Source organism: Microbacterium mcarthurae, from assembly GCF_046064585.1.
In the GTDB taxonomy this organism is placed as follows: domain Bacteria; phylum Actinomycetota; class Actinomycetes; order Actinomycetales; family Microbacteriaceae; genus Microbacterium; species Microbacterium mcarthurae.
Genome location: NZ_JAROCE010000003.1, coordinates 312,553 through 327,513, shown reverse-complemented (window position 1 = coordinate 327,513; position 14,961 = coordinate 312,553). Strand labels below are relative to the sequence as shown.

The 14,961-nt window shown below is 69.7% G+C and carries 17 protein-coding genes; 12 read left to right on the top strand and 5 right to left on the bottom strand.

Features of this window, described 5'->3' with window-relative positions:
• Positions 1-73 precede the first annotated feature (73 nt).
• Positions 74-811, bottom strand: a complete 738-nt coding sequence (locus P5G46_RS11615; RefSeq protein WP_375094694.1) for a CPBP family intramembrane glutamic endopeptidase — start codon at positions 809-811, stop codon at positions 74-76.
• A gap of 208 nt (positions 812-1,019) precedes the next feature.
• On the bottom strand, positions 1,020-1,856 hold the full coding sequence (locus P5G46_RS11610; RefSeq protein ID WP_375094695.1) for an alpha/beta fold hydrolase: 837 nt from the start codon (positions 1,854-1,856) through the stop codon (positions 1,020-1,022).
• A gap of 150 nt (positions 1,857-2,006) precedes the next feature.
• Between P5G46_RS11610 and P5G46_RS11605 the strand changes: the two genes are divergently transcribed.
• A complete protein-coding gene (locus tag P5G46_RS11605) occupies positions 2,007-2,504 on the top strand; it encodes a hypothetical protein (RefSeq protein ID WP_239274837.1) in 498 nt (165 codons plus the stop codon).
• A gap of 94 nt (positions 2,505-2,598) precedes the next feature.
• On the opposite strand, the gene P5G46_RS11600 is transcribed toward P5G46_RS11605, so the two are convergent.
• Positions 2,599-2,736, bottom strand: a complete 138-nt coding sequence (locus tag P5G46_RS11600) for a hypothetical protein (protein WP_239274836.1) — start codon at positions 2,734-2,736, stop codon at positions 2,599-2,601.
• Positions 2,737-2,840: 104 nt separating this feature from the next.
• Between P5G46_RS11600 and P5G46_RS11595 the strand changes: the two genes are divergently transcribed.
• Positions 2,841-3,320, top strand: a complete 480-nt coding sequence (locus tag P5G46_RS11595) for a MarR family winged helix-turn-helix transcriptional regulator (RefSeq protein WP_375094696.1) — start codon at positions 2,841-2,843, stop codon at positions 3,318-3,320.
• A gap of 41 nt (positions 3,321-3,361) precedes the next feature.
• Positions 3,362-3,781, top strand: a complete 420-nt coding sequence (locus tag P5G46_RS11590; protein WP_239274834.1) for an organic hydroperoxide resistance protein — start codon at positions 3,362-3,364, stop codon at positions 3,779-3,781.
• Between the two features lie 70 nt (positions 3,782-3,851).
• Here P5G46_RS11590 and P5G46_RS11585 read toward each other — a convergent pair whose 3' ends face one another.
• Positions 3,852-4,904: a PIG-L family deacetylase gene (locus P5G46_RS11585; RefSeq protein WP_408905739.1), complete on the bottom strand. Its 1,053-nt coding sequence runs from the start codon at positions 4,902-4,904 to the stop codon at positions 3,852-3,854.
• Between the two features lie 248 nt (positions 4,905-5,152).
• Between P5G46_RS11585 and P5G46_RS11580 the strand changes: the two genes are divergently transcribed.
• A complete protein-coding gene (locus tag P5G46_RS11580) occupies positions 5,153-5,698 on the top strand; it encodes a YbhB/YbcL family Raf kinase inhibitor-like protein (RefSeq protein ID WP_375094698.1) in 546 nt (181 codons plus the stop codon).
• Here the strand turns inward: P5G46_RS11580 and P5G46_RS11575 are convergent.
• A complete protein-coding gene (locus P5G46_RS11575) occupies positions 5,691-6,797 on the bottom strand; it encodes a PIG-L family deacetylase (RefSeq protein WP_375094699.1) in 1,107 nt (368 codons plus the stop codon). The two genes, P5G46_RS11580 and P5G46_RS11575, sit on opposite strands and share 8 nt — an antisense overlap.
• Positions 6,798-7,138: 341 nt before the next feature.
• On the opposite strand from P5G46_RS11575, the gene P5G46_RS11570 reads away from it, so the two are divergent.
• The 8 genes from P5G46_RS11570 (at position 7,139) to P5G46_RS11535 (ending at position 14,912) form a co-directional block, all read left to right on the top strand.
• Positions 7,139-8,704 (top strand): sugar transferase, encoded by a 1,566-nt coding sequence (locus tag P5G46_RS11570; RefSeq protein ID WP_239274830.1) that lies wholly within the window; start codon positions 7,139-7,141, stop codon positions 8,702-8,704.
• A gap of 74 nt (positions 8,705-8,778) precedes the next feature.
• Positions 8,779-10,104, top strand: coding sequence for a UDP-glucose dehydrogenase family protein (locus P5G46_RS11565; protein ID WP_375094700.1), 1,326 nt, complete (start codon positions 8,779-8,781; stop codon positions 10,102-10,104).
• 176 nt (positions 10,105-10,280) lie between these two features.
• Complete coding sequence (locus P5G46_RS11560; protein WP_239274828.1) at positions 10,281-10,751, top strand: Asp23/Gls24 family envelope stress response protein; 471 nt, start codon at positions 10,281-10,283, stop codon at positions 10,749-10,751.
• Positions 10,748-10,936: a DUF2273 domain-containing protein gene (locus P5G46_RS11555; RefSeq protein ID WP_375094701.1), complete on the top strand. Its 189-nt coding sequence runs from the start codon at positions 10,748-10,750 to the stop codon at positions 10,934-10,936. The genes P5G46_RS11560 and P5G46_RS11555 overlap by 4 nt, the downstream gene beginning before the upstream one ends.
• A complete protein-coding gene (locus P5G46_RS11550) occupies positions 10,933-11,316 on the top strand; it encodes a hypothetical protein (RefSeq protein ID WP_239274826.1) in 384 nt (127 codons plus the stop codon). The genes P5G46_RS11555 and P5G46_RS11550 overlap by 4 nt, the downstream gene beginning before the upstream one ends.
• Positions 11,313-11,903, top strand: a complete 591-nt coding sequence (locus P5G46_RS11545) for an Asp23/Gls24 family envelope stress response protein (RefSeq protein ID WP_239274825.1) — start codon at positions 11,313-11,315, stop codon at positions 11,901-11,903. The genes P5G46_RS11550 and P5G46_RS11545 overlap by 4 nt, the downstream gene beginning before the upstream one ends.
• Positions 11,900-12,487, top strand: coding sequence for a hypothetical protein (locus P5G46_RS11540; protein WP_408905738.1), 588 nt, complete (start codon positions 11,900-11,902; stop codon positions 12,485-12,487). Before P5G46_RS11545 ends, P5G46_RS11540 begins: the two co-directional genes overlap by 4 nt.
• Before the next feature lie 418 nt (positions 12,488-12,905).
• Entirely contained in the window at positions 12,906-14,912 is a 2,007-nt protein-coding gene (locus P5G46_RS11535; protein WP_375094703.1) for an ABC1 kinase family protein, read from the top strand.
• Positions 14,913-14,961: the final 49 nt, after the last annotated feature.

Below are 14,961 nucleotides of genomic sequence, written 5' to 3'. Positions count from 1 at the left end.
ACTCGCAGTGAGGCAGGCACCAAAGGGTTAGCTTACGGCATCCGGATGCCACGGCCAAACGGGGCCCGTGCCCTCAGACCGCGAGAGTGGCGACGACGACGACGGCTATCCCCGTGAGGTTGTACACGGCGTGGACCAGGATCGCCGGCCAGATCCGGCCCGTCGCCAGCACGCAGACCCCCGCAACGGCTCCCACGAGGGCGAGAGAGGAAGCGTCGGCGGGGGCGAGCGGTGCCACGAGTCCATGAGCGGCGACGAAGAGCACCGTCGACACGATCAGGGCGGCGACGACGGCCGCGACACGTCCGCTGAGACGGTGGACGATGGTGTACACGCCGACCACCACCACGGCCCGGAAGAAGAACTCCTCGACGACGGGGGCGATGACCGTGGCCGCGGCGGCCTCGGCGATGAACACCGGGGAGGAGAGGTCCGCTGCCGACGGCCACGCGGACTGTCCCGCAGCCGCGGCGAACGCGCCCTGCGCGATCCGCAGCAGGATGCCCCACACCACCCCGATGACGGCATCGACCCAGCGGAACGCCGTCAGCCCCCGAGGACGCGAGCGTCGAAACGCCCAGATGGCGGGCAGGGTGAGGGATGCCCACAGCACCGCGGTCGCGACGATCGATGCCGGCACGGGCGGGAGCAGCAGCGCGGCGGCGCGGGCGGCCAGGACGCCGGCCCCCAGGGAGGCGATGGACCACCCGAGCATCTCCGCGTCCCACCGGGCGACGCTGGACCCGCCTTCCCGCCAGGCACGATGGCGGCGGCGCCCGCGCGAACGCGGAGCGGCGATCGGTTCGGGCACTCTCCGTACGGTACGGCCGGCCCCACCCGTTCCCGCGGCCGGAAGCGCGTCTCGACGTTGGGGTCACCCCCTCTCGCACCCACGCGTCTCTCCGCGGTCACCCGAGGCCGGGAGCTCCACCGAGGAGCGCGTGGCCCCCGTTGCGCACGACCCGCCCCGGCGTGCGCCGGGGCGGGTCTGAGAGTGTCCGCGGGTGGTCGCGGGATGGTCAGCGCTGCAGGAAGCTCACCAGCGCGCGGTTGAACTCGTCGGCGTGGCTCACGTTCACCCCGTGCGGGGCACCGGCGACGACGTGGAGTTCGCTGCCGGGGATCGCCTCGTGCGTGCGCTTGCCCGAGCCCTCGAACGGGACGGTGGAGTCACTGTCGCCGTGGAGCACGAGGGTCGGCACCGTGACGTGGCGAAGATCATCGCGGAAGTCCGTCGTGGCGAATGCCTTCATCGCGGCGAGCGCGGCGTGATGGTCGGCCTGATGTGCCAGGCGTTCGGCCTCGGCTCGTTCCCCCTCCGGCACCGCGAGCGTGCCGTCGACGGAGAAGAAGTCGGTGGTGAACTGGCGGTAGAAGGCATCCTCATCATCCTTGAGCCCCTTCTCCATGCCCTCCGCGGTGTCCTTGTCGAGCGGACCCTCGGGGTTGTCGTCCGTCTGCGCGAGGTAGGGCGGAACGGCGGCGGCGAACACGACGCTGCGCACGCGGTCGGCCCCGTGCCGAGTGAGGTAGCGCGCCACCTCTCCCCCGCCCATCGAGAAGCCCACGAGGGTGGCATCGCGAAGGTCCAGCGCCTGCAGCACTGCCTCGAGGTCGTCGGCGAAGGTGTCGTAGTCGTAGCCGCTGCGGGGCTTGTCGCTTCGACCGAAGCCGCGGCGGTCGTAGGTGACGACGCGGTACCCCGCACTCTGCAGGGCCGGAACCTGGTGCGCCCACGATTCGCCCGAGAGCGGCCAGCCGTGGATGAGCACCACGGGCCGACCGGGCCCGCCGGTGTCGTCCACGTGGAGGTCGATGTCGGTCAGCAGTCCGTGGTGTGCGGTGATTTCGCTCATGCACGTCATGCTTCGACGCGAGCCTGAGCACACCCCTCCGGTTGACGCGGGCCGCACGACTTGATAACCGTTCGGTGATCGCGGATGCCACATCGGGCGCCCGCGCGCAACGACGCGCGACAGCCGAATCGGGATCGGTAGCTTTGCCGCATGGCATCCACGCGTTCCCTTCTGGCCGGACTCACGGCACTCGGCTTGTCCGTCACGATGACGGCGTGCGCGCCCGCGTCCTCCGCGTCGGAGAGCGACGCCGGGTACGAGACGGTGATCGCGGCCGTCGTGCGTGCCGAATCGGATGCCGGTGGTCGAGCGTTCGAGGTGGAGATCGAGGACGGGTCTGCCGACATCCGGGTCGCCGTCGACGATCGCGCGGTCGATGTCGACGTCGACCTCGCCGGCCCCTTGGTGACGGGTCGGCAGGACGCCCGCCCGCTCGACCGGGACGATCGCACCGCCCTCGACGCGGCGACGACGCCGCTGGCCGACGCCGTCCGGATCGCCGCGGCGACCCATGGCCGCGGAATCGGTATCTCGGAGGTCGACCTGGAGCGCGAAGAAGACATCGCTGCCTGGCGCGTCGAGTTCACCGACGGCGAGGAGGTCGCCATCGCGGTGACCGACGGGGCCGTCGTGCGCCCGGTCGGCTGAGCGTCTTCGCCTCGGGCGGCAGCGCACGGCCCCGCCGGGACGGTGCGCACACGCGTCCCTGCACCGGTTCGGCGGATCGCCGAGTGGGCGCGGGTCAGGCGGAATCGACGATGCCCGGCACGCCAGACATGCCGAGTTCGAAGTGGTGCCCATTGATGGCGAGGACATCGCGCTCACCGTCGGCAAGGAAGCCCGACGGCGGGACGGCGCTCGCGTCACTGCGGGGGGTCATGCGATCCATGGTGGAACCGTCTATCGATAACGCGCAGGGGTTGACTTCCCGGCGAGCCTGAGATTCAGGTTGTGCACAATTCAATTGTGTGCAATCCTTTCGGTATGTCAGCCGTCGACTCGCTCGTGTGCTTCGCCCTCTACGCCGCCAGCCGCACGACGACGCAGGCCTACCGTGTGCTTCTCGACCCGTGGAACCTCACCTACCCGCAGTACCTCGCGCTCGTGACTCTGTGGAACGACGGCGACCAGACCGTCAGCGGGCTCGGCGAGGCCTTGCAGCTGGACTCGGGGACGTTGTCGCCGATGCTCGCGCGCATGGAGTCCGCCGGCTACATCACTCGGGAACGCCGGGCCGCCGATGAACGAGTCGTCGCGGTGTCGCTCACCGCGCGCGGCCGCGAGATGCGGGAAGAGCTCGCCCACGTGCCCCGCTGTATCGCGGTGGGGTCGGGGCTCACCGACGCCGACAGCGCCCACGAGCTGATCAGCGCCCTGCAACAACTGACCGTGGCGATGCGCGACCTGCGCGACCACCCGCAGACCGTGCTCGACGCCGTCGGCGCCCGTACCCCTCCCGCCTGATCACCGATCCGGCACTCCTCGTCCTGACGAAAGGAATCCCCATGGACGTCCTCTACACCGCCGAAGCACTGTCCACCGGTGAGGGCCGCAACGGCCACGTCGTCGCCGGCGACCGGCTCGACCTCGACGTCGCCGTCCCGAAGGAGATGGGCGGCTCCGGCAACGGCACCAACCCGGAACAGCTGTTCGCCGCCGGCTATGCGGCGTGCTTCCACAGCGCCCTCCACGCGGTGGCGCGCGGGCACAAGGTGAAGCTCGAGAACTCCTCGGTGGGCGGCCGCGTCCAGATCGGGTCGAACGGTCAGGGCGGCTTCCAGCTTGCCGTCCTGCTCGAGGTCGTCCTCCCCGGCATCGACCACGATCAGGCACAGCAGCTCGCCGACGAGGCCCACCAGGTCTGCCCCTACTCCAACGCCACGCGCGGCAACATCGAGGTCACGATCACCGTCGCGGACGACTGAGCCACGCGCGAAGAGGGCGCCTCTACCGGGCGCCCTCTTCGCGCGTGCCGGATGCCGAGTGGCCGGGGAGTCAGGACAGCCGCAGCTCTGCCTCGGTCTTCGGATACGTCCGCCTCAACCACTCGCCGAAACCGGGCTGGGCGAGGCACGTCGACGCCTCCGCGCACCGCACGACGGGGTCGTCGGCCGCATACGTTCGATACACCTCGACTTTGGCATCCAACACCGCGCCGGTCACATTGACCGGTTGATCCTGCGACGGATACCCCAGGTAGTACGACATCCTCTCCGCGGTCAGGCCGACCGCCGGCGCCGACGCACGAACGAGCGAACCGACGCACGAGTGATCGGGGTGGTCGCCGTGCGCGTAGGCGCTCTCGTGCGGCACGTTGGTGCAGACGTGCCGCGGGGCGGCGGCCGCCAGGAGCTCGGCGAGGGTCGCCGTGAGGCGCGGGAGGTCGTACGCCGGGCCTCCGTCGATGGGCACGAGTTCGGCCGCGTCGCCGTTGATCAGTTGCGTGAGTCCCGCGTTGCCGGTCGCGGCGAAGCCCTTAGCATCGAGCCCGCCGTCGGGGAGCCGCAGGACGCTGATCGACAGCCGCGGCTCGTCGGCCGGCACGAATCGCGTGATGCGAGCACCGCTCAGCAGAGTGATCTCCCGCTCGTCCCACTCCCCCGTGACCCCTCGCATGACGTCGTACGCGGCACGGATCCCCGCCTCCCGCTCTCGGGCGTAGTCGATGCCCTTCCCGGCGTCGCCGGCGGTGACGTAGACCGCGCGGACGGTCGCCCCGCTGAGGATCGCATCGGCCAGTCCGGGGTTGGCGAAGATGATGTCGTCGTCGGCGTGCGCCCAGACCATCATCGCCGTGTCGATCCCCGGGGCTTCGACGGCGGGAGACAGGGCGGCGGGCGCGTCAGGAGGAGTGATCGCGCGAAGAGGCGTCCACGCGGGGGCGGGACCACCGCTGCGACGAATCTGACGCACGAGCAGCGCCCCTCCGCCGAGGGCGACCAGCGCCAGCCCTCCGACGAGCAGCCCTCGACGGGTCGCGCGGATTCGTCTCGCCGCACGCACCGCGTCCTGCTCCCTCTCCACCCCAGAAAGGTCCTCGTCGTGCACCGTGGCTCCGTCCTCTGCCCCCCGGCCGGGCGACGCGACGATTTCGGGTGGTCGGCGCTCGGCGTGACGTCATGACGTTATCGCGCCGGCCGCGGAGATCCGGGTACTCCACACCCGTCGTGCCGCGCCGGGTGAGGGGAGGCAGGGGAACCGAGACGTCTGCGCCTTGCTCGCGTCCCGACTACCCACGGCGGGACACGTGCGGCAAGCCCCGCTCGTTCCCCCGCTCCGCGTCCTATCGTGCCGTCATGACCGATCTCACCCGCCCGCAGACCCCCGACCCGTACCCGCTCCTCCCCGCGGCGGCCGCGTTCGACGTCATGAGCAACGACGTCATCGACGGTCAGCCGCTGAAGGACGACCAGGTGGCCGCGCGCGGCAACTCGTCGCCTCATCTGGCGTGGTCGAACGTCCCCGAGGGCACGGCGTCCTTCACGATCACGTGCTTCGACCCGGATGCGCCCACACCGAGCGGATTCTGGCACTGGGTCCTCGTCGACCTGCCCGCCGACCTGCGGGAGATCCCCGCGGGCTTCGCCGGCCGGGATCTGCCCGAGGGCGCTTTCCACGTCCGCAACGACGGTGGAGAAGCGGGCTTCCTGGGTGCTGCGCCGCCCGAAGGAGACCGGCCGCACCGCTACTTCTTCGTCGTACACGCGGTGGACACGGAGAGCCTCGGCGTGGATGCCGGAGCGACACCGGCGGCCGTGTCCTTCGCCCTCGCGTTCCACACGCTCGGCCGGGCAATCGTTCACGGCACGTACGCGCACGAGGACCCGCGGGCGACTAGTTGAGGCGCAGGTCGGCCTCGCTCAGGAGGTAGGACCGACGCAACCAGTCTCCGAACCGGCGCGTCTTCAGACACGAATCTCGGTCGGCGCAGCGGATCACCTCGTCCTGCTGCGCATAGATGCGATACGTCTCGACCTTGGCATCCAGAACCGGCCCGTCGAGCGTGCGCGGCAGATCCGCCGACGGGTAGCCCACGGCATAGCGAATGCCCGGCACGGCTTCTGCAACGTGCCCGACCGCGTCCCGCACGAGGGTGCCCACGGTGGAATGGTCCGGGTGATCGCCGGGCGCGTAAGCACTGCCGCGCGGAACGTGGGTGAGGGTGCGCGTCGGGCGAAGCGCTGCCGCGAGCTCGGTGAGGGATGCGGACACCTGCGCGCGGTCCACCGCCGGCCCCTCGTCCGTCGGCGCGAGGACTCCGATCGTCCCGTCGAGCAGTCGACTGAGAGTCGCGTGACCGGTCGAGTCGAACCCGCCGTCGGTGATGTTTCCGTCGGGGAGACGGGCGAACATCACCGAGAGGCGTGCATCGTCGTGGGGGCTGAAGCGTTCGACCCGGAGTCCCGCGTCCAGCGTCACGACGGTGGAGTCCCAGGGCCCGTCCGCACCGCGCATGTGGTCGTAGGCGTGCAGGATGCCCGTCTCGCGTGAATGCGTGTAGCCGAGACCCTTGCCCGCGTCCCCACCCGTGAGGAACAGGGTACGCACGCACTGCTCCGCCGCGATGGCATCCGAGATCGTGGGGTTGCCGAAGATGAGGTCGTCGTCCGGGTGCGCCCAGATCGTCAGGAGAGTCTCGGTCTCGCAGGGCTGCGCGCCCGGCGAGGGGGGAACGACGACCGGCGGCGCGGCGGACGGCGGCGCCGCGGGCGGTGTCGCGGTCGAGGGAGGGAGGGGGCTGGAGCTCGTCGTGGGCACCGCGGTCGCGGTCGGCGTCGCGGAGGAGGCGACCCCGGACGCGGCGGCACCGATCGGCCAGACCCCGAAGGCGCTCGACACGACGATCGACGCCCCGACGAGCAGGACGACGGCGAGCACCGCAACGAGAACGCCAGCTCCGACGCGCGCTGCGCGGAAGGTCGGCCGGTCGGCGCGTGTCATCGGCGATCCCCCCGGCGTCGCGTGCGCCGACGCGAACAGTGTCGTCGACTCACGCCGATCCTAGGGAACATCGCGCTTATACACCACTGTATGCGGGCATTTCCCCCCGCTTGACAGGCACAAAGTTCCGTGTATCGGCCCCACGCCACGCCGGCCGCGCGCCCGCGCGAAGCGTCCACCATTTGGTGGACAAGCCTGTCATCAGGGAAAAAACGGGTGATGCCCTGCGACCCCTAGGAAACAATCCGTTCATTTGCAGGTGATTCACGGGGTGACTTCAGGCTGTTATCGTTCAGCGAGAGAACCACGATCCGGCTTCCGGGGGAAGGGGCCTACGCACTGTGACGTCTGACCTTCAGGTCGGAGCGACATCGACGTCGCAGAGCGCCGTCGGCGGCATCGACGATGCCCCGGCCAACGAGCCCAACCGAACCTCCTTCCTCGACCGCGACCACGCCACGCCCACCCGCGACCGCTGGCGCCAGCGGTATCGCCGCAATTTGATCGTCACGGATCTGGCCTCGCTCATCTGGGTCGTCTATGGCACCCAGTTGGCGTGGTTCGGTATGGGCAATGCCGCCGTCGCCGCGAGTCATGACAGCCGCATCACCGATCTCTCCTACTGGCTGTTCTCGGCCATCCTCATCGTCGCGTGGATGTGGGCGCTGTCCTTCATCGACTCCCGCAGCGACCGTGTGATGGGAACGGGATCCCAGGAGTACATCCGCATCGTCGACTCGAGCTTCCGCCTGTTCGGAACCATCGCGATCATCGCCTTCCTCACGCAGATCGACGTCGCACGCGGATACCTCCTCATCAGCCTCCCGGTGGGCGTCCTCGTCCTGGTCTTCACCCGATGGCTCTGGCGGCAATGGCTCATCGTGCAACGCTCGCGCGGCAAGTACTCCGCGAGCGTGCTTCTGGTCGGCTCCCTCCCGTCGGTGACCCAGGTGGCCCGGGAGTTCGCACGCAACCCCAACGCCGGTTATCGCGTCGTCGGCGCCTGCGTGCCCAGCGGCAAGGTCGCTGACACCATCCCGGGCACCGACATCCCCGTCATGGGGCACGTGGGCGACATCGCGCGCGCTCTCCAGGTCACCGGGGCCGACACCGTCGCCGTGGCCAGCGCCGACGAGCTGCCGGCGGACAAGGTCAAGCAGATCTCGTGGAGCCTCGAGGCGGGCCGCCAGCACCTCGTCCTCGCCCCGAGCATCATCGACATCGCGGGACCGCGACTCCACACGCGCCCCGTGGCGGGGCTTCCACTCATCCACGTCGAGACGCCGCGGTTCTCACGCGGTCAGGTGTTCCTCAAGCGGACGGTCGACCTCGTCGCGAGCATCGTCGGGGTGATCGTGCTCAGTCCCCTGCTCGCCTTCCTCGCGATGGCCGTGCGCCTCTCCAGCGACGGCCCCGTGTTCTTCCGCCAGAAGCGGGTCGGCTTCCGGGGTCGGGAGTTCACGATGATCAAGTTCCGGTCGATGGTCGTCAACGCCGAGGATCTTCTCGAACAGCTGGCCAAGCAGGAGCGGGATGCCGGGAACGAAGTGCTGTTCAAGATGAAGAACGATCCGCGCGTCACGCCGATCGGGCGGATCATGCGCAAGTTCAGCCTCGACGAACTCCCTCAGCTGTTCAACGTCATCGGCGGCTCGATGTCACTCGTGGGACCCCGCCCTCCGCTTCCTTCGGAAGTCGCGCTCTACGCTGACCATGTGCACCGTCGTTTCCTCGCCAAGCCCGGGATCACCGGCCTCTGGCAGGTGAGCGGTCGCTCCTCTCTGTCGTGGGAGGAGTCGGTGCGCCTCGATCTGTCCTACGTCGAGAACTGGACGCTCGTGGGCGACTTCGTCATCCTGGCCAAAACCGCCCGCGCCGCCCTGGCGCCGGGCGAGACGGCCGCCTGAACTGCCCGCGCCTCGTGCGCGGGTCGACGGCGCGACACACGCGTTCGTCTGGAAATGAACTCTGGAGGAGACCCGTGCGTCTTTCTGTCATCGGTTGCGGATACCTCGGAGCCGTTCACGCGGCGGCGATGGCATCCATCGGACACGAGGTCGTCGGCATCGACGTCGACGAGCGGAAGGTTGCGGCTCTGTCCCGCGGTGAGGCGCCGTTCTTCGAGCCTGGGCTGCAGGAGATCCTCACGGAGGGCATCGCCTCGGGGCGACTGTCGTTCACGACGGACATGTCCGCGGCGCAGGGTGCCACGGTGCACTTCATCGGCGTCGGCACGCCCCAGCAGCCCGGCGGGTACGCCGCCGACCTCACCTACGTGCACGCCGCCGTGGACGGCCTGCTCCCCTACCTCACCGAGGGCGACATCGTCGCGGGCAAGTCGACGGTTCCCGTGGGCACCGCGGAGTCGCTCGCGCCGCGTGTGAGCGAGCGAGGCGCGACGCTGGTGTGGAACCCCGAGTTCCTGCGCGAGGGCTGGGCGGTGCAGGACACCATCGACCCGGACCGGCTCGTGGCCGGTGTGCCCAGTGCCGACGGCGCCCCGACGGAAGAGGGCGCGCGCACGGCGGACGTGCTTCGCGAGGTCTATCACCCGTCCATCGCCAAGGGCACGCCCTTCATCGTCACTGACTACGCCACGGCAGAGCTCGTGAAGGTCTCCGCGAACGCATTCCTGGCGACCAAGATCAGCTTCATCAACGCCATGGCCGAGATCGCCGAGGTCACCGGCGCCGACGTCACCACCCTGGCCGACGCGATCGGCCACGACGCGCGCATCGGGCGGCGGTTCCTCGGCGCCGGCATCGGATTCGGCGGCGGATGCCTGCCGAAGGACATCCGGGCGTTCTCCGCGCGCGCCGAGGAACTCGGCCGCGGAGAGTCGGTGGCCTTCCTGCGTGAGATCGACGCGATCAACCTGCGTCGTCGCGACCGCGCGGTCGAGTTGACCGTGCAGGCCCTGGGCGGTTCGGTGTTCGAGAAGAAGGTGACCGTGCTCGGCGCCGCCTTCAAGCCCCACAGTGACGACATCCGCGACTCCCCCGCTCTCGATGTCGCGGTGCGTCTGCACGGACTGGGCGCCGACGTCACGCTCACCGACCCGGCCGCGATCGCGAACGCCCGCCGCATCCACCCGCAGCTGACCTACGTCGAAGACCGTGACGAGGCCCTTCGCGACGCGGATGCCGTCATCGTCGTGACCGAGTGGGACGAGTACCGGCGGGATCTGGATCCGGCCCACGCCTCCGAGCTCACGGCCGGTCGGATCATCGTCGACGGTCGGAACTGCCTGGATGCCGCGGCGTGGCGCGGGGCCGGCTGGACCTACTTCGGTATGGGTCGCCCCTGACCGCCTCCGTCGATGGAGAAACGCCCCGGCTTCGGTAGGGGCGTTTTTCTCTGGCATCCACGACGGAAATATCGGATGCGCGCGTGACGAATCGCTCCGTCGACACGTCTCACCAGTAAGCGAACACCGTTGCACCCGGGGCGACCCGGGGCAGAACGTACTGGAAGGACACTCCGATGGCTATCGAAGAGAAGCCCGCGGCCAGCCCCGCAACCCAGGGGTCGCGCGTGGATCGCGCGTTCCCCGGCTCCGACACCGCGTCCGCCGACACGGCGGGGAAGACCACCATCGCCGACTCGGTGGTGGCGAAGGTCGCCGGCATCGCGGCGCGCGAGGTGTCCGGGGTCTACGCCCTCGGAGGCGGAGGGGCTCGGGCCTTCGGCGCGATCCGCGACGCCATCAACGCCACCGACCTGACGCAGGGCGTCAAGGTGGAAGTGGGCGAGACCCAGGCGGCGGCCGACGTGACGATCGTCGTGGAGTATCCGGCGCCCATCCAGGACGTGGCCGAGCAGGTGCGCTCCCGCGTCGCCGGCGCCATCAGCCGCCTCGTCGGCCTCGAGGTCGTCGAGGTCAACGTCGACGTCAACGACATCCACATCCCGGGTGACGATGGCGACGACTCGACCCCCGCCCGCGTGTCATGAACCCGACCATCACCGGCGCCCTCGTCGGATTGATCCTGGCCGCGGCCGCGCTGATCTTCGGGTTCTGGGGATTCCTCCTGGTCGCCCTGTTCATGGCGGTCGGCGCCCTCGTCGGCCGGATCGTCTCGGGGCAGATCGACATCCGCAGCATCGCCAACGCGTTCTCGGGTCGGAGCACGTCGTGACCACCGCGCTTCCCGGGGTGGCCGTCGCCGCCCCGGGGGGCGGGGCGCACACCGCAGGCCGCGTCGACGTCGCCGAGCGGGTCTATCGCAAGGCGGCGGAGCAGGCCGCAGCGGAGGCGATCGGCGTCGAGCGTGCCGCCGTGTCGGTCGACGTCGCCGCCTCCCGCGACACCGTCGTGGTGCGGGTGCGGTCTCCGTTCCCGGTTCCTCGCCTCGACGACACCGACGCGGTCCGCGCCGCAACCCCCGTGCTGGAAGCCGCGCGCGGCATCCAGCGAGACCTGCACGACCGTCTCACCCGCCTATTCGGGCGCGACGTGTCGCGCGTGGATCTGACCATCGCCGGGGCGACGACCCCGAAGAGAAGGAGAGTGCGATGACCGACTCCGTCCTGCGAACCGTGGTCCGTCGGGAGACGCATTCACCGCGCACGGGCGCGATGCTCATCGTCGTGGTGCTGCTCGTTCTCGCCGTGGTGTACGCCGCCGTCGAGATCGTGTTGTCGCTGCTCGGTCGGCCACCGCTGCTGGTCGCGCCCGGTCCGTCGGCCGACGCTGTCGCTTCGCTTCCCACGGCAGTAGCCCCGGCCGCGCTGATCGCGGCGGGGGTGGCGCTGGCCGTGCTCGGTCTCATCGTGCTCATCCTGGCCGTCGCACCGGGCCGTCTGTCCAAGCACGAGATGACGTGGGGCGATCGCGCCGTCGTCGTCGACAACGGCGTGGTGGCATCGGCGCTGGCGCAGCACCTGAGCGTCGAGTCGGGTATCGCCCGCGAGAACGTCGTCGTGGGCGTGGCACACCGCTGGGTCGACGTGACCGTTCGGCCGCCGCTCGGCATCCCCGTCGACAAGGACCGCCTGCAGCAGATCGTGGACGATGAGGTGGCTTCGTACCGTCTTGCCCCCTCCGTTCGCACCCGCGTCCGCATCGAGCGCGCGCTCGACACCGCGAAGGAGGAGAACCGATGAGGAACACCAACCGGGCGTTGAACCGCGTCCTCCTCTTCGTCGTGGCGATCGTCCTGCTCGGACTGGGCTCCCTGGCGATCTCCGTCGCCGTCGTCCCCGGCGTCGCCGACACGTGGACCCGGACAGCCGACGGCGTTCGGGAGTGGGCCGACGGAATCGGTCAGCCCTCGCTGGGTATCGGCGCTCTCGCCGCTCTGGCGGTGGTCGCGATCGTGCTCGTGCTCGTCGCGGTGGGTGCCGTCCGAGGACGCCACCGCGTCCCCCTGCAGTCCAGCGGTGAAGAGAGCACCGCCGGGCGGATCACCGTCACCGACGGCTTCGCCTCTGAGGCGCTGAAGAACACCCTGGACGAGCGGGACGAGATCCTCTCCTCCCGCATCGCCTCCGGCGAAGTGCGGAAAGAGACGGTGCTGCACGTGAGCGTCACCCCGCGCCAGAACACCTCCCCCCGCCGGGTCGCCGAGGACATCGACACCCTCGTCACGAATCTGGCCACGCTCACGGGTCAGCAGGTCCGGACGTACATCTCGGTGCATTCGGGTCTGCGCGCAAAGCTCGCGCACGATCAGAGGCGCCTGAAGTAGAGCGGATGCCGCCCGCCCGGCGGGGCTCGGACGGGTGGGCTCAGCGAGGTCACGGATGCCAGCGGGGACGGTGCACAACGCCGTCCCCGCTGGCGTTTGCACGGACGCGAGCACACCGTCCGCCCGTCCCGCACAGACCGCGGCCCGAACGGCAGGCTGTGGATGGGAGGCCGCCACTGTACATGCCCATGCAAAAATGCCGTCGTACAGAAGGGCTGTCATGTTCCCCCTCCCCGATGCCTCCGGTCCCGCCTCCCTCTCCGCTCTCCCGGTCGACCACGACACCGACCGCGGATTCTCCCCTCGGTGCCCGCGATGCCTGATCCCTCTCGAACCGCGGCGACACACCGAGCCGACATGGGGATGCCGCGAGTGCGGTCTCGTTCGGATCTGCTGAAGCGACAGCTACGCTGACCCCGTGGCCGTCACCCTGCTCATCGCCGTCGCCGCCATCGTCAGTGCGGTCCTCGTGGGTTTCGTCGCCCGGCAGATCCTGGGCACCCCGGTGGGCTGGCCGAGAAGCATCGTCATCGGCCTGATCGTGTACTTCCTCGGCGTGCCCTTCGCCGGATGGGTGCTGCGCCAGACCGGGCTGTCCGAAGGAGCGACACCCGCCAGCGAAGAGGAAGCCTGGCTGTGGGTCGGGCTGATCGCGCTCTCGATCAGCTGGGTCTTCGCGCTCGGGGTCGCGGCGCTCGTCGCCAGCGAGGCGATCTTCCCGACACGCCCCCTTCCCAACCCCATCGACGTGATCCGCGCCGCACTGCGCCAGCGCAAGCGCACGCGCCGGTACTTGGAGATCCTGGCCATCGCGTCGCGGCACGGCGTGGGGTGGCTGTTCCACGGGGGCCGCGCACGTGTCGAGCAGCAGCTCAGCACCTCGGAAGAGCGGGCGCGCGCGATCGTGGCCACCATTAACGACGCGGGGGTGAGCTTCGTCAAGCTCGGGCAGGTGCTCTCCACGCGCCGCGACCTCATCCCCGAGCCGTACCTGAGCGCCCTCGCCTCCCTGCAGACGAATGCGACGACGCTCCCGTGGGAGACGGTGCGCGACGTTGTCGAGACCGATCTGGGACGCCCGCTCGACGAGGTCTTCGCCGAGGTCGACCCGCATCCTCTGGCGGCCGCCTCGGTGGCGCAAGTCCACCGCGCCGTCCTGTACGACGGCACTCCCGTCGTGGTCAAGGTCCAACGCCCCGCCGCCCGTGCCCAGGTCGAAGCGGATGCCGACATCATCGGCCGTCTCGCCCACCGAGCCGAAGCCCGCACACGTGTCGGACGGGACCTCCGCATCGAGTCCGTCGCCCGGGGGTTCACGAGCACTCTGCTCGAGGAGCTCGACTACCTCGTCGAAGCACGCAACACCGAGATGATCCGCGCCACGCTCGACCGCATCGACACCGCCGAGCCCGACCGGCGGGGCGTCGTGACCGTCCCGGCGGTGTACCCCGAGGCATCCAGCACGCGAGTGCTGACCATGGGCCTCGTGGACGGCCAGGCGCTGAGCGACTCCGCCGAGCACCTCAGTGCGCTCTCCGCGCAGGAACGAGACCGTCTCGCCGAAGTGCTCATGTCGACCGTGATCGAACAGATTCTGGTGTACGGCGTCTTCCATGCCGACCTCCACCCCGGCAACGTGCTGCTCACGCGCGATGGGACCCTCGGACTGATCGACTTCGGCGCCGTCGGCATCATCGAGCGCAGTCGCAGACAGCACATGACGGCGTTCCTCTTGGCCGCATTGAGCGAGAACGACGTCGCCGCGACCGACGCCCTGCTGTTGATCGTCGACGCCCCGGACGACGTCGACCTCGACGCCTTCCGTCATGACGTGGGCGTCGTGCTCACGGCGGAACACGTCCGCAGCGTCGGCCAGGGGTCGATCTTCACGAGAATCGTCGACGTCATCCGTCAGCATCGCATCGCACTCCCGGGCGAGCTGGCCTCGGCGCTGCGCAGTTTCGCCACGCTCGAAGGATGCCTGCGGGTCATCGTCGAGGATTTCGACATGGTCGGCCGCGCCCTCCCGCTCATGCCCACACTGCTGCGTCGCACGCTCTCGCTGAGCCGCGCCGCAACCGACCTCCAGGCCGGCGCCGTGATCTCGATGGCGCGACTGCAGAGAATGCCGCAGCGACTGGAAGCTCTCCTCACGGGCATCGAGCGCGGGTCCATCGGAATCACGCTGCGATCGGACGACGGCACCGACACCAGCGGCATCCTGAATCGATTCACCTCGGAGATCGCCACGACCCTGGTATCGATCGCCGCGGTCGTCATCGCGGTCGTCCTCATCGTCGCCGGTGGCGGGCCCGTCCTGGGCGGCTCGGTGACGCTGTTCTCGATCTTGGGAGCGGTCATCGGCCTGTTCGGCTTCCTCGGGCTGCTCCGTGTGGTGCGCCGCACGTTCGGCCGCCGGCCCTGACATACCGCATATCGCCGCGGTGCGGCAGTCCCCTCTTTGGGGGGTCCGG